Genomic DNA, 14,022 nt, shown 5'->3' on the forward strand with positions numbered 1-14,022 from the left:
CAATCCTTCCTCCAGACTTGCCAGTCCATGTCCATTTGCAGCCGCAGTAGAGCTCACCCTCTGCGCTTGAGGCCTGGTCGAAGAAAATCTTCTGCTTGGCTAGCACCTTAGCTGCAGCGAAGTTGGAGGGGGGGGCAGCAAACGTGTTAGTTGAGAGGAGAACTGCGGCCAGGGCCGCCATCAGAAAGCGAGTCATATGTGCAACGGCCATCGGAGAATCGACGCGCATTGTATTAATAAATAATGTGGCAGTCCTGCAGGGCGGGTTCGCGGGCCGACTCAGTCAGTTTTCCCGACTGATCGTTCGGGCAATGATTCTGCCAAGCTCTCTTGCCTGTTCGTGGCTCACATAAATCAAGTGTGGGCTTTCTATGACATTGGTGCTTTCGCTGAGGCCCAAGGCGCGTACATATTTGACAGGCTTGGCCCCATGTACCAGCAAAACTTGCGGATTGATCGAAGCTAGCAGGAAGTCGAAGATCTCAGTCGACTTCTGGTGGCTCCTCAGCAAGCTTTCTCTAGCAGTGGGTATCGAAAAGATATTGGTCTCTAGAAATCTGACGGCACCGTATTCGGTTTTGGCTTGATCCATAATCATTTGCATGGCCTTTCGCGTCCGACTGGCCTTTGTGCGTGCAGCAAGATAAGCGTCCAGCCAGGTTGCACGTTCAAAACCGTATCCAGGCCGCCAGAAGTCCCAGAAATCTTGTTTCATGTTCGAGGCGGCATTAACCCCGACGATGAAGACTTGGCAGGTAAGAGGAGAGCCGTCGCAAACGAATGGGCGATGATGGTACGGGGCGCCCATGAGTGCACGAAGTTGTGTTTCGAACTCGCCTATGTCCAATGCTCAAGCATCCCCAATAATAAAAAGCCTGCTGGAAAACAGGCTTTTCAAAACCGGCAAATCAGCGATGGATCGCTACCGAGATTTTTCCTGGATCCTCTTTCTTAAACAAGCGCAGCAGGCAGCTTGCGTGAGCCGTCACTAGAGCGAAGCAACGAAGCGTTAAGCTCACTTGCGGGCGTGCCATGACGCTGATCTTCTTGTCAGCGTGCATTCGCCCGGATTACCTGAGCTTGAACTCAGTAAAGAATTCTCGTGGAGGAAGCTGATCATCGTGATCTAGATCTTGCATGTCGCAGTCCTTAGCCTATGCGGCCCATTGTTGGTATCCCTATCCAAATGCCCTTGGAACGAGGTTTTTTTCGACAGGGTTCTTAACTTGCTGTCACTGGTAACAGTAGGAACGCAGGTGGCTAGTTGCGGTTATAGCCAAAATCTCGGCTCAACAATATCTGTTTCCAATGGTTTTCCCGCGCATCAATCTCCTTGTCGATGGCATGAAGATCGGTGATCTCCAGAATTGAGAAGCGCAGGTGGTACTGTCGATCTGGAGGTGCATCAATGCCGAATTCTTCTTTGAGGGCAACATTCCCACCGTGCGTGGTAGCGGCATAGGTACACCAACGACCCCAGATTCCACTCTCACCGTCTGCCTTGCCAACATACAACTTGCCGGTCTCAACGTCTGTTAATAGATAAATGCCTTTAACGCTGGACAAAGCTGCACGCCAGGTTGGGATGTTTTGGCGTACGACGATGTCCAGATGCTCCTTCGTCAGATTGACTGACTTGAAACCTGGAAAATCACCGATGGTAAGACGCTTGGGCAACAGTTCGGAGATGACAAGATCCTTCGCCAAGGTCTTTCCCAGTGGATACGAGTGGCGTTGCTTGTACGTGCTCTTCAGGTAGAGGCGACCGACCCATTCTTCGGCCGCTTCGATACGCTCCAACTCGTATAAATAGTGGCTTCGTGGCTCGGTGTGATGCGAACGACCTTTCCTACGGAATAGTCCAGCAAATAGCCAACGGGTAGGGCGTCCCGCCTGGATCAGCGATACGACATAATCTTTTTCGAAACTTCGCTGGGATTGCAATGACTGCCACTCGTCGAAACGGCCTTCCAAAAACACATCCAGAGGGTGCTTCTTGCCGTTGTATCGCGCTAGGTGAACCTTCGCTTGAGCAGGGGTGAAGTCAGGTTCCCACTGCTTGAGTAAATCAAATAGCAGCATCGAGTTTAATCCGAGTGAGTTTCACTACCACAGGCAGAGCGCGGCGGAAGGTGGCGGCGATCACCAATCTAATAGTGGCGTATCGCTATTGTAAGGCGGAGAATACGGGACTTGGCTTTTGATTGCCAACAGGCATGGCGGAGACTACGAGAGTATAGGGAGTCATCAGTGTGATATTCTGCCAGGTTACGGAGCGACGCTGCTCTCCAATGCCATTACGTTACGTTGTTGTTGAACCTCGGAGGCGCCATCCATTCTGCCCAGGCTTTTGTTGCGGCAAATCTAGCGATCGCCGCTGCGATAATCAGAGGCGGAGATGCACCCTATATCGCTAGCGGTGAAGCGAGAGTTGGGTCGCCAATCGTCCGCTAGCAGATAGAAGCCACGTCGCTTAGCCTATTCGCATATCCTGTATCATCAGGGCCCTCGATTCAGCGACGCTTGGAGCTCGTCATCGCATGTATTCGTCTGCCGTCATGCCAGCAGACTAAGTACGTCGAAACGATCCGTCTGTAAGTCGCGTCACGAGTAACTAAAATCTGAGCAGATAGGCTACTTCGTGGATAGCTATAGGCTTACGCACGAAAGTAAGAGTACTGGAGATTCTGCTTACCTAACTGTCCGGCGGGCTAAGAACGACCGTGTTCTCTCTAGAAACTCAGCTTCCCCCAACGTCTTATAAAAGCGATGGCGTTCAAGCTTAAGACCGTCCTGCAGGGAAACTTCCGAGGTTAATGCACATGCCGCTTTAACTGATGCGATAGCATTTGCTGGCATATCCGCAATCTTCTTAGCTAATGATCGGGCTTCATCCAGCAGAATCTCGCGGGATACCACGCGCGATACAAGCCCTGCAGCAAGCGCCTCAGAGGCTGAGAGCCTCCTAGCACTTAATAGCAAGTCCATCGCCATTTTCATTCCGACTAACCTCGGTAGCCGCTGTGTTCCTCCAGCTCCGGGCATGGTTGCTAGGGTAACCTCTGGGTGACCGAAATAGGCGTCATCTGCCGCAATGACTATGTCGCACATCTCGACTAGCTCGCAGCCTCCTCCAAGAGCATAGCCATGTACGGCGGCTATGGTGGGTTTCGCCGTCATGTTTAGATAACGGCTGCTTCCCGCGTAATCTTCATGCTCGGCTTGTTCAGGAGTAATTGCTGATAGCTCTTGTATATCTGCTCCTGCAGCGAAATGGGGCCCATCACCCCGGATAAGTACGGCGCGAACGTTAGGGTCTCGATCGCAAGCTTCCAATTTCTTATCGAGTTCAGTAATTAGCTCTATGCTTAGAGCATTAAAAAACTTTGGTCGGGATAGGGTTAACTCGGCTACACCATCATTAATGATTGACACAACTGGGCCGGTCATACAATTCTCCTTCGATGTCTTTTCTGATTCCCACCAGGGTGTTTTGCGCAAGTCTTCGAAGATTGACTTCTGTGCTTGCGTTTAACGCCCCCGTGCGTTATCGCCACGTAAATTCATGATTGCACTTGAAAAACTCGCGACAAGCTTTCCATCTTCACGATGCACTTCGCATCGATAATGGGAAATAGTACGACCGCGGTGGTCTGCCCAAGCACATGCACGCAAACGTGAGTTCCAAACCGGACGTAAAAAAGTTGCTTTCAAATCAATGCTGGTGAAGCTTTCGCCACTAGCCATGATTGTGGAGTGCGCTGTGCCTATTGTAGCGTCTGCAAGCTCACACAGCAGACCGCCGTGGATAGTGCCCTGCTGGTTTCCATGAAGCGAAACATTCGCGTCGAGTTCTATGATTGCAAATGCTTCAGCGATTTCAACAATCCGAAATCCCAGCAGCTGCGAAATTGCAGTGGGATAACGCATATGTGTAGTGTCGCCTTCTGCCAATGTGCCATCCAGCTGGCGTTTCAGATACTGCAATACGGAAAGTTCGCGCATAGTTGCTCCTGTTGTCTGGAATTTCAGGGGTTCGACGAGTCCGCAGCCAATTTAAGGAATGTTGTGGAGGTGCGACTTTTAAACCCTAGTGGTGCCGGCACGCCATCCTCTCGAATACTAAAAGGTGAGGAGAAGGATAAAACAGACTCAAAATGTTGTAATTCTGATGGTTACAGATTGCGGCCTGTTCCTATGTCATCCATCAAGGTGGAAGGGCTTGATGAATGGTGAGCAGCTAATACATCAGTACCTTCAAGAGAAGCTTCACAGGTGTGGCCCATCGGATCTTCCAACAGCGTCATGCCTCTCAGCGGCGTGTTAGGCATTAAAGAATGGCCTTAATCCTTCCCGGCGTCGAAAGGTGGTTATAATCGTGCTAGATTAACTAGATTGTTCGGCGCTTGCTTAGTCAGTGCACATAGCGGCGTAAGAGCTCGGCGCCGCTTGAAGAACTTGTGAGGCAAGCCGTCTGTTGAATACGTCAACTAAAATATGGGCCGGAGCACCAGTTCAAGACCAAGCCCCATAAGGGCTACAAGGAAAAACTGGCGGAACCGTGCTGGGCTAATACGCGCTCTTAGTTTTTGACCCAACCACATTCCAATGAGCGCAGGAACGATGGAAACTCCTGACAAACCAATCTGATCCAAGCGAAACGCGCCTTGTGCCAGCAGACCTGCAGCCAACGCTAAGGTAGAGACTGTGAATGACAGTCCCAAGGCTTGGACAAGCTCGGTTTTTTCTAGGTTGAGCGCCTGCAAATAAGGTACTGCCGGCATAACAAAAACTCCTGTCGCCCCTGCAACTGCACCAGTAATTAGGCCTATTGCCGGTGATAACCACGGCTCTGTAGATTGCGAGATCGATAATCCCGGCCCAGCCAGTGCGTAACCAGAATAGACGACTAGTGCTACCCCTAAAGCAAGTCCAGACCACTCCGGATCGACACTGACCAGCATAGGTACGCCAGCAATAGAGCCAAGGACGATACCTAGCATCATTGTCCACAAGCGGCGCAGCAGGGCTAGCGTGGATGCTCCCGAAAACAGTTGCCAAATGTTCGTTATGAATGAAGGAATGACAAGCAGCGCAGCGGCTGAAACCGGAGGCATGACGGTACCTAATAAACCCATCGCCACTGTGGGTAAGCCCATGCCAGTTACACCTTTGACGAGCCCGGCGGCCAGGAAGGTGAGTGTTATCGCGGTGAAGTAAAATAAGGGATCGTTCATGCCCTTATTGGAGTCTTTACACAGACGAAAGACAATGCGGTTTTACCGGCAGAGCCTTCGGTTTACCCGAAGGCTAGACAAGGGATTGATGACATGCGATTTGATCTTACGGATCTAAACCTGTTTTTGTGTGTGACGGATGCCGGCAGCATTACTCATGGAGCCGCGCAGGCAAACCTTGCTCTTGCGTCAGCGAGTGAGCGCTTACGCAATATCGAAGCAGTTGCCGGCGTTACCTTGCTTAAACGCCATCCTCGTGGCGTTGTCGCTACGGAGGCCGGAGAGGCCTTTGCCCACCGTGCGCGTGAAATTCTGCATCAGCAAGCGTTACTAAAGGGGGAGTTGCGGAGTTTCGCTGTTGGAGCTAACGGCACTCTTCGCTTGTTCACCAACACAGCGTCACTAACCGAATTTTTACCGAAAAGGCTTGCAGGGTGGCTTGCCGATCGGCCGGGTTTGTATGTCGAACTGATGGAGCGGACAAGCGAGGAAATTGTTCGAGCCGTCGCTGCAGGGCTAGTAGAAGCCGGGTTAGTCTCCAGCGCGGTCGATTCGGCGGGTTTACATATGCGCGCTGTTGCCCGAGACCATCTCGCCCTGATCGTGCCTTCGACTCACTACCTTTCGCATCGCACATCTGTACGCCTCAGCGATGTTCTTGATCAGCCTTTTGTGGGCCTGGCTAGAGGAAGCGCCTTGCAGGATCATATAGACGGTCATGCGCTCGCCGCCGGTCGCAGCTTAGCCATGCGGGTTAGGATGAAAACGTTCGAAGGGCTGTGTGAAATGGTCACACATGGTATCGGGGTAGCCATCATTCCTTTGGTGATAGCGAAGCGATATCGACGTCGTTATGTATACCAGATACTACGAATGGAAGAGGCGTGGGCGCGTCGGGATTTATGTGTTTGCTTTCAGGACTGGGCTAGCCTATCCCCTGCAATGCAAAGCCTATTGATACATTTAGGCGCAAACTCTGTGAGTGAAAAACAATAATAGAATAAACACGATCTTTCTCATAAAATCGATTTTTTCCAGCATCATTGGAATGCACTATGGGGCTATTGCTGAAGTTATCTTTTTATATGCTGACCTGAATAGCTACAAGATCGTGTTTGGGTTAAATGACTATTACTGAATTAGTTCCTCAAGAGAGCGATGAATGTGGAATTGGTAGGGGCTGGCGATGTGATGATTGTGAGCTCTAACAAATAACAGCGGCATCCATGAGGCCAAATATAACTCTTGGATTTAGCCACTCTTGAAATGCCTGAGAAAGAACATACAAACCCAATATGCCCAATAAGACGGCAAAGTACGATTTTCGCGAGTAATGCCTCATGAGTGACTACCCGTCGCTGGGTGCTTTGCTATTGGACGGTCATTAATGGGCCAATGCATGCATGCTGCGAATAATCCAATTATAATTGATGCTAGCCAAAGCACATCGTACGAACCGTAGGTGTCATAGAACAGGCCTCCAAGCCAGACGCCGAAGAACCCACCCAATTGGTGACCTAAAAATGCGAAACCAAACAGCGTAGCTATATGACTTACACCAAATATCTGAGCGAGAACACCGTTTGTAAGCGGTACAGTTCCTAGCCATAAAAATCCCATGGCTGCAGAGAAAGCGTATGCCGTCCAAGGAGTGACAGGAGTGGTTATAAATAGCAACATTGCGATAGCACGAAGAAAGTACAGCCAGCTGAGAACACTTTTGGCTGGCCAAATTCCCCCAGCTCGAGCAAAAAAATAGATACCAAAGATATTGGTTAGTGCAATTATTGCGAGTGTCGCACCGGCCTGCCGTACGGTTAGACCCTGTTCAAGTAAGTAAGCTGGTATGTGGGTCGCAATAAAAGCAAGTTGGAAGCCACATGCTGCGAAGCCAAACGTGAGCAACCAAAATCCAGAATGAGCGAAGGCCTTCTTTATAGCAATGAGGAAAGGAGCTTTGTTCAAACTGTCAATTGCATTACCGCATTTTGCTGGTGTGTCACGTAGAAGCATGCTAAGCGGTGCAAGGGCAAACATTAGAATTCCCAGCACCATCGCAGTGTCTCTCCAGTCGCTTAACTGTATAAGGCCTTGCGTAGCTGGAACCATCAAAAACTGTCCCAAACCACCCAGCGCACCTGCTACTGCTAACGCCCAAGCTCGATGCTCCCCGTCAAATATTCTGCTTAGTGCGCCGTATACAGCGCCGAATGCAGTTCCAGATAATGCTATGCCTACCAGTATGCCGTTGGTTAGGATCATCATATTCGACGTGGTAGACGCAGCCATTAGTAGAAGACCAATAGCGTAGATTATTGACCCTAGGAGTATTACACGAAGGGAGCCGAAGCGATCCGCTAGCATTCCCGCTAAGGGCTGAGCTAACCCCCAAATAATGTTCTGAAGAGCTAAAGCAAACGCGAAAGATTCACGAGTCCATCCCTCGGTAAGACTCACTGGTTGCAAAAAAAGCCCCTGAACATGTCGTATACCGAGCGACGCACCCATAATTGCACCCGCTGCGAGCACTATTACCCAACGATTACGTTTTTTATCTTCTTTGATAGACATGGCGACCCATTCCAATAGATAGCTCACAATTCATGCAGATGGTGTAAGCCAGCTAATACTAAATTAATGCCGAAATCTTTCCGGTTTGAAAGATGGGTAACGAACTTCAGGTCTGGCAAGGTGGTCGGTTTACGGCGCAATCAGACGTTATGTTGCTAAAGATATTCCATTGTGGATTGCCAATAAGGGCTCTTTAGTGCGTTTTTCTGTGCATTTGGAGCCGTCGTAATTCACTAACCACCAGAATCTCATGATGCAGTAATGTAGCCCAGCGTTGCTGCGGGACGGCGGTACGACACAAGTAAGGTGAGTCGTGCATGTCAATCTATTTTAGGGGCGTACAAAAATAAGCAAAGTAGAAAATTCCACCCTCACAGTCCGCCTGCAACGTTGATAACGGTTCCGGTCACGTAAGTTGCCTGATCGGATATCAGCCAAGCAACCGCATCCGCAATTTCCTCAGGCCGCCCAGGTCTGCCCATCGGTATATTTTTTGCAACTCGCTGCGCACGGCCAGGTTCGCCTGCCAGGGTGTGAATATCTGTATCTACAGTGCCCGGCGATACAGCGTTGACATGAATATTTCTCGGTGCTAGTTCCTTCGCCAGACCTATACTTAGAGTCTCTATTGCTGCCTTGGTTGCGGCATAGACCACGTATTCATTAGGGGAGCCTGTTCTGGCGGCAACCGACGATATATTAATGATTGACGACCTGCTGGAGCGGTCGTTCCATCGGCGTGCAGCCTCCCGACACAACCGAATCGGTGCTACTAGGTTTACTGCTACGATTTTCGATAATGATTCGTCTTCTAAGGCGGCTAGTTTAGAAATTGTTCCAGTGATTCCTGCGTTGTTAACGACACCTACTACATCCCCGAGTGTCTCTGCTTTGTCAAAAATTGACTTTTCAATCCCCAAGGTGGTGGCGTTTGCCTTCATACCGACGCATGGATGGTCAGGGCGATGAAGCGCATTTGCCAGTTCTATAGCAGATGCGTCTGAGTTTGAATGCGTGAAAAGAATTGCGTAACCATCGTCATGCAATCGCTTGACGATGCATTTTCCGATGCCTCGAGTTCCGCCGGTTACGATAACTACTGCGCGCTTATCGCTTATGTTTTCCGTCATGATTAGCTCCTATGAATGCGATGTTTGGTTCGCAAATAAAAGTGCAAGAAGTGTGAGTGCTGCAAGGGAAAGGGTTGCAGATCTGTATGATCCTAATGTGTTCGCCAGAAGTTGCGCCGCAGCAGGGCTAACTGCAGTTACCAAGGCAACCGGATAATAGAATCGTGAGTAAACGGTCGCATATCCGTCTCGCCCCCAAAGATCAGAAACTAACTTCGCAATAGATAGTGTTTGTGCGCCCCGCATAGCGCCGGCAAAGAGAGCTACAATAACAACGGCGTACGTCGGCCCGCTGATAATCGCAACTAGAAAAAGCGCAGCGCTGGTTAATCCTAATTGCCACAACACTCGTTGTTTTGTTGTGCCTATTGATTCGAACGGAATAAAGGCCAGCCGTCCGATTAGTTGGCCCGCCCCGACGGCGCCAAAGATCGCTGCTGCGATTTTATAATCGAAACCTATCTCTTGAAGCAGTGGTATTAGGTTGAGTGTAATGCCGTACAAGCCGGCTGCAGCGATAGCAAACGCTACGCGATTTAATTTGAAGGATGGCAAACTAACAATTTGCGCGATATAGCTCTTTTGGGCATTACCCTTTCTGCTAGGAGTTTCCCATTTGCGCTTAAGGAGGAGAGCTGACGCAGGGATTGCGACGAGCCCGTACAACAACGAGATGGCGGTTGATGCTGTGCTCCATCCATAGGTGTCTATCAAGTACGCAGTGATAGGTGCGAATATCGGAGAAGATAAACCACCAGCCAAGGTGATGAAAGTCAGTGGCCAAGCGCTGCCAGTTAGCCACTGTCCTGCTGCTGCAAACGCGGATGCATAGAGTGTGCAAGCTTGAGCGATTCCGACTAGACACCAGCCAGCTGCAAATAGAACTAGTATTTCAGCGCGAGAAGAAAGGAGTACGCCCGCTGTACCTAAAAGGGCTCCGCAACTCATTACTGCTCTGGGGCCAAAGGCGTCTAGAAGTTTGCCTACTAAAGGCCCTCCAATCGCTGCGACCAAGAGACATCCTGTAAAAATGATAACTAACGTAGTCAGTGGCCAGCCCTTTTCGGCCGCAATTCGACTCGCTGCTATAGGAAGTGTGTAATACAAAACACCCCAACTTAAAAACTGCATGAGGCAAAGCCCTATAAGCACGCTGACGGCGCCCGCTGGTTTTGCCTGAGTCACTGCTGCTTTCATGCCTGTTCCTTAGTTGGCTTTCTTATCTCTTTTATACTATTTGTTTGGTTCACGGCGCTAAGAGCTCATCAACCAGCATCCATCCTGATATTGCAGCTAACATCGCAGCCATTAACATATTGAATACACGCAGTGATTGATCGTTCTTAAGCCAGATACGCAATCTATCTCCGCCCCAGGCCCAAAGAGCAGTACAAGGCAACTGTATTAATGGGCTAAGAACCACCATAAACGCAACATATGTTAGGCCGCCTTCTTTGGGAATAAATAAGACACATGCGTTCAACACCATTACCCAGCCCTTAGGATTAACCCACTGGACAAGTATGGCTGTTACAGCGCTAACCGGTATGGCTGCTTCTCTCTGCCCTGGAGCTCCTGCGCGCGTAAGGCGATACGCCAACCAAAATAGATAGCTGCAACCTACGACCGCCAAGGTTGGGCGCGCATCTAAAAGCCAAGCTGACGCCCAACTGAACATTGTTCCGCATATCAACAATTGCACAGCGCACCCTGCCGCTAGCCCCAGCAAAAGGGGCACCGTCCTTCTGAAACCAAACGCTAATCCCGACGCTGCCAATAAAATGTTGTTCGGGCCTGGCGTGACAGCCATCACTGCCATATATCCGGCTAGTGCAATCGCTTCGACCATGCTGTTGTGGTTCGCATATGGATTTCCCTGAATACTAGGAAGCGCGATTGGATGGGAACAGACTCAGTATCTAGCCGTTTGAATGGTTACAGATCCTAATCTGTGCCACAGTACGCTCTGAATGCTCTGGATCCGCCGCCATAAAATGAAAAATGAAAAAGTGTTGTATCGTGCTCTGGCCGGCAAGTTTGCAGAAGCCATTGACCAAGGACTCCTGCCGCCAGGGTCGCGTCTCCCATCGGTTCGGACGTGTTCCGTACAGCACGGAACCGCGCTCAATACGGTGACGGCGGCGTATAGGCTTCTGGAGGCTATGGGGCTGGTAGAAGCTCGCCACAAGTCAGGCTATTTCGTGAGGAGCCGTCTTCCATCGCTACAACGGTCGCTGCAGGAGAAGCCAGTCGATTTCCAGAAGGCAGAATCCGCCGATGATTTGGTCAGCTTGATGCTTCGACACCAAGGGCAAGAGGGGGTGGTAGATACGGCTCTTGCTTGTCCGTCCGGCGAGGCACTTTATCCAGGGGCTAAGCTCAGCCGGTTGACCTGCCGCCTATTGCGGAGAAGACCCTATCACACTGACCGCTATGCTCTTCCGCCCGGATCGTCTTTGCTTCGTGAGGAGATTGCTCGACGTGGCTTACGGTTAGGTATGGAGTTGTCTGCGGATAACGTAATAATTACTCACGGCGCGATGGAGGCGTTACAGCTTTCGTTGAGAGCGGTCACCCGCCCAGGGGATACGGTAGGGGTTGAATCACCGACCTTTTTCAATCTCTACCCGCTGATGCAAGGGCTTGGATTGAACATATTAGAAATTCCCACTCATCCTGAAGGTGGAATTTCACTCGACGCACTTGAATCTCTGCTCGTTCAAAATAGATTAGCTGCGATTGTTGCGATGCCAACTGTCCATAATCCTCTTGGATTCAGCATGTCTGTATGCGCCAAGCGGCGCCTAGCTCAAATGGTTAACTCGTACCAGATACCGCTGATTGAGGACATCATCTATGCGGAACTGCAATATTCAGAGCCTCTTCAGCCTACGGTCAAAGCGTTTGATCATGGCGGCTGGGTGATCGTTTGCTCGAGCTATACAAAGACGCTTGCGCCTGATTACCGAATTGGCTGGCTTGAGGCTGGGCGATTTCATAACGCTTTGAGACGAATAAAATTCGCGTCTAGCGTCGCCGAGTCGACGCTTCTCTCTGAGGCGGTAGGTCTGTTTCTTGCGTCTGGCGATTACGATGTGCATCTAAGGAGTTTACGTCGTCGTTACGCACTTCAGACCGAAGCAGTACGCGGTGCGGTTGCCAGATATTTTCCTAAAGGTACGCATGCCACGAGGCCTACCGGCGGCTTCTTGCTTTGGGTAGAACTTCCCGAAACGGTGGATAGTCATGAGTTGTTTCACAAAGCGCTAAAGGAAAAGATCCTGATCGTACCCGGGCAAATGTATTCAAACGGAAGCCGATTTGCCCGTTGTTTGCGGCTCTCTTGCTGCCAACCTGTCGATGAGCATTTTCTTAGTGGAGTCAAGCGACTCGGCACTATTGCAAGTGAGTTAGCTGACGCTGCTAAATGTTATTCTTAATTAAAGAGCTGTGGTATCTCACTGTTGCTCGTAGTAACTATGATGCAGGCCTTGCCTGCGAGTAGGGAGTACCATCCTTATGAGTAAGGAGCCAGCGTCCGAATTCATCATGTGCCGCCTTGAGCGTATCGTCAGGATAGAAAACATCATCCCCCACGGCGCGGTCTCCGATCTGGTGATATAAAGCATCTTATAGAGTAGAATTTGGACGTGGTGCCCGTCTCCAGTGCCGTGTCTGAATCCTGCGCACATCCTTGGCCTGAGCTCAATTCGGCCTTACACCATGTGTGGATGTCGAGCACCGAGCTGTTCTGCGTAGTTGCGGCTTGAGGCGTGCAGTCAGCGCATCGATAGATCACATCCATTCAACCGCAAGAAAGTCGCGATCAACGCACAACCTCTGGAGTTGCTTCGATACGCCAGCTGGCCTGAACAGTCGTAGCTCGTATAGCTGGTTCAACATTGGCAAGACACAGTGCCTTGGCTGTTCGGGAGCGGCTGAGCGCCGTTTAATGGTAGTCCTTCGTCGAGCCAGCCGGTAACGCCGCCAAGCATTTCTTTGACTGGATACCCCAGACTTGCAAGGCGCTTGGCAGCGCGATGCGTGCCGTTGCAGTGTGGCCCTGCGCAATACACAACAAATAGCGTTTGTGCTGGGAAATCGGCCATGCGCTCGGCTGTTATCTGTCGGGAGGGAATATTGATGGCACCGGGAACGTGGCTCGAAGCAAACGCATCACTGCTGCGGACGTCGACAAGAACGTAATCGACCTCACCAGCTAGTTGGCTTTGGTAAACATCGGAACAGTCGGTTTCAAAGGTCAACCGGCGGCTAAAGTGAGAGAGTGCTATCGCAGGCGAGGCTGCAGGTATTTCGCTAACAAGGCTGGGCATGATTGATTCTCGGTGAACTTGGTAAGGCTCCACTGTATTCAACGGGATTCCAGCGCTACAGTATCCGAGTCGACATCAACTGGTAAATTTCCGCCAAATGATTAGCGATCCAGGCTTGGTTGCCGTTCTCGCCTATGACGATTTGTGCACATTTGAATTTGGTATTGCGGTAGAGATTTTTGGTTTGCCGCGACCTGAGTTCGATTTTCCTTGGTACCGACACATTGTTGTGGCTGTCGACAGGGGGCCGATGCGTGCTCTTGGAGGCTGTCAGATCACTGCCGACGCCGGCCCAGAAGCTCTCGCCGAAGCGCGTACTATCGTCGTTCCTGGATGGCGTAATCGAGAGACGTCGCCACCCGAAGAGCTAATACAAGCATTGCGCGCCGCACATGCTCGCGGAGCCCGCCTCTTATCGATCTGCTCTGGTGCTTTTGTGATAGCCGCCACCGGTCTGCTGGATGGCAAGCGCGCCACCACCCATTGGCGCTACACAGATGAGCTTGCGCTAAGGTTCCCCGATATCGTAGTCGACCCTGCGGTGCTTTATGTCGATAGCGGCCAGGTGATTACTTCTGCGGGCAGCGCTGCGGGTATCGATGCATGCATTCATCTGGTCGAACGCGATTTCGGCTCCCTAATAGCAAACTCCGTCGCACGCAGATTGGTGATGCCTCCACAGCGCTCGGGAGGGCAGGCACAATTCATTCTTGAGCCAGTCGCCCAAGCGTCTCGAGATGACCTATCAGC

General features: G+C 50.8%; 14 protein-coding genes. 3 read left to right on the forward strand and 11 right to left on the reverse strand.

Annotated elements, in window-relative coordinates; translation table 11 throughout:
• The 6 genes from ACN0TA_RS18455 to ACN0TA_RS18480 form a co-directional block, all read right to left on the reverse strand.
• On the reverse strand, window positions 1–211 hold a 211-nt coding region (locus tag ACN0TA_RS18455; RefSeq protein WP_417585711.1), incomplete at its 3' end, for a hypothetical protein.
• Between the two features lie 72 nt (window positions 212–283).
• Complete coding sequence (locus ACN0TA_RS18460; RefSeq protein WP_417585265.1) at window positions 284–847, reverse strand: hypothetical protein; 564 nt, start codon at window positions 845–847, stop codon at window positions 284–286.
• A 413-nt stretch (window positions 848–1,260) separates the two neighbouring features.
• Window positions 1,261–2,082 carry a GIY-YIG nuclease family protein gene (locus ACN0TA_RS18465; protein ID WP_312944569.1) on the reverse strand — a complete coding sequence of 274 codons (822 nt, stop codon included), beginning with the start codon at window positions 2,080–2,082 and terminating at the stop codon, window positions 1,261–1,263.
• Between the two features lie 609 nt (window positions 2,083–2,691).
• Window positions 2,692–3,450 carry an enoyl-CoA hydratase/isomerase family protein gene (locus ACN0TA_RS18470; RefSeq protein ID WP_312944571.1) on the reverse strand — a complete coding sequence of 253 codons (759 nt, stop codon included), beginning with the start codon at window positions 3,448–3,450 and terminating at the stop codon, window positions 2,692–2,694.
• 81 nt (window positions 3,451–3,531) lie between these two features.
• Window positions 3,532–4,005, reverse strand: coding sequence for a PaaI family thioesterase (locus ACN0TA_RS18475; RefSeq protein ID WP_312944573.1), 474 nt, complete (start codon window positions 4,003–4,005; stop codon window positions 3,532–3,534).
• Window positions 4,006–4,490: 485 nt separating this feature from the next.
• Entirely contained in the window at window positions 4,491–5,237 is a 747-nt protein-coding gene (locus ACN0TA_RS18480; RefSeq protein ID WP_312944575.1) for a sulfite exporter TauE/SafE family protein, read from the reverse strand.
• 93 nt (window positions 5,238–5,330) lie between these two features.
• Here ACN0TA_RS18480 and ACN0TA_RS18485 point away from each other — a divergent pair, with 93 nt between their 5' ends.
• Entirely contained in the window at window positions 5,331–6,233 is a 903-nt protein-coding gene (locus ACN0TA_RS18485) for a LysR family transcriptional regulator (protein ID WP_312944577.1), read from the forward strand.
• Window positions 6,234–6,575: 342 nt separating this feature from the next.
• On the opposite strand, the gene ACN0TA_RS18490 is transcribed toward ACN0TA_RS18485, so the two are convergent.
• The 4 genes from ACN0TA_RS18490 to ACN0TA_RS18505 all read right to left on the reverse strand — a co-directional run bounded on the left by ACN0TA_RS18490 (window position 6,576) and on the right by ACN0TA_RS18505 (window position 10,787).
• Window positions 6,576–7,808 carry an MFS transporter gene (locus tag ACN0TA_RS18490; protein WP_312944579.1) on the reverse strand — a complete coding sequence of 411 codons (1,233 nt, stop codon included), beginning with the start codon at window positions 7,806–7,808 and terminating at the stop codon, window positions 6,576–6,578.
• A gap of 371 nt (window positions 7,809–8,179) precedes the next feature.
• Window positions 8,180–8,938: an SDR family NAD(P)-dependent oxidoreductase gene (locus ACN0TA_RS18495; RefSeq protein ID WP_417585261.1), complete on the reverse strand. Its 759-nt coding sequence runs from the start codon at window positions 8,936–8,938 to the stop codon at window positions 8,180–8,182.
• Between the two features lie 9 nt (window positions 8,939–8,947).
• A complete protein-coding gene (locus tag ACN0TA_RS18500; RefSeq protein WP_312944581.1) occupies window positions 8,948–10,135 on the reverse strand; it encodes an MFS transporter in 1,188 nt (395 codons plus the stop codon).
• 49 nt (window positions 10,136–10,184) lie between these two features.
• Window positions 10,185–10,787 carry a LysE family translocator gene (locus ACN0TA_RS18505; RefSeq protein WP_312944583.1) on the reverse strand — a complete coding sequence of 201 codons (603 nt, stop codon included), beginning with the start codon at window positions 10,785–10,787 and terminating at the stop codon, window positions 10,185–10,187.
• 145 nt (window positions 10,788–10,932) lie between these two features.
• Here ACN0TA_RS18505 and ACN0TA_RS18510 point away from each other — a divergent pair, with 145 nt between their 5' ends.
• Entirely contained in the window at window positions 10,933–12,378 is a 1,446-nt protein-coding gene (locus ACN0TA_RS18510; protein WP_417585257.1) for a PLP-dependent aminotransferase family protein, read from the forward strand.
• Between the two features lie 456 nt (window positions 12,379–12,834).
• On the opposite strand, the gene ACN0TA_RS18515 is transcribed toward ACN0TA_RS18510, so the two are convergent.
• Entirely contained in the window at window positions 12,835–13,272 is a 438-nt protein-coding gene (locus tag ACN0TA_RS18515; RefSeq protein WP_312944585.1) for a rhodanese-like domain-containing protein, read from the reverse strand.
• Between the two features lie 97 nt (window positions 13,273–13,369).
• On the opposite strand from ACN0TA_RS18515, the gene ACN0TA_RS18520 reads away from it, so the two are divergent.
• On the forward strand, window positions 13,370–14,022 hold a 653-nt coding region (locus ACN0TA_RS18520), incomplete at its 3' end, for a DJ-1/PfpI family protein (protein ID WP_417585717.1).

It is taken from the genome of Pelagibacterium sp., from assembly GCF_048264985.1.
Classification (GTDB): Bacteria; Pseudomonadota; Alphaproteobacteria; order Rhizobiales; family Devosiaceae; genus Pelagibacterium.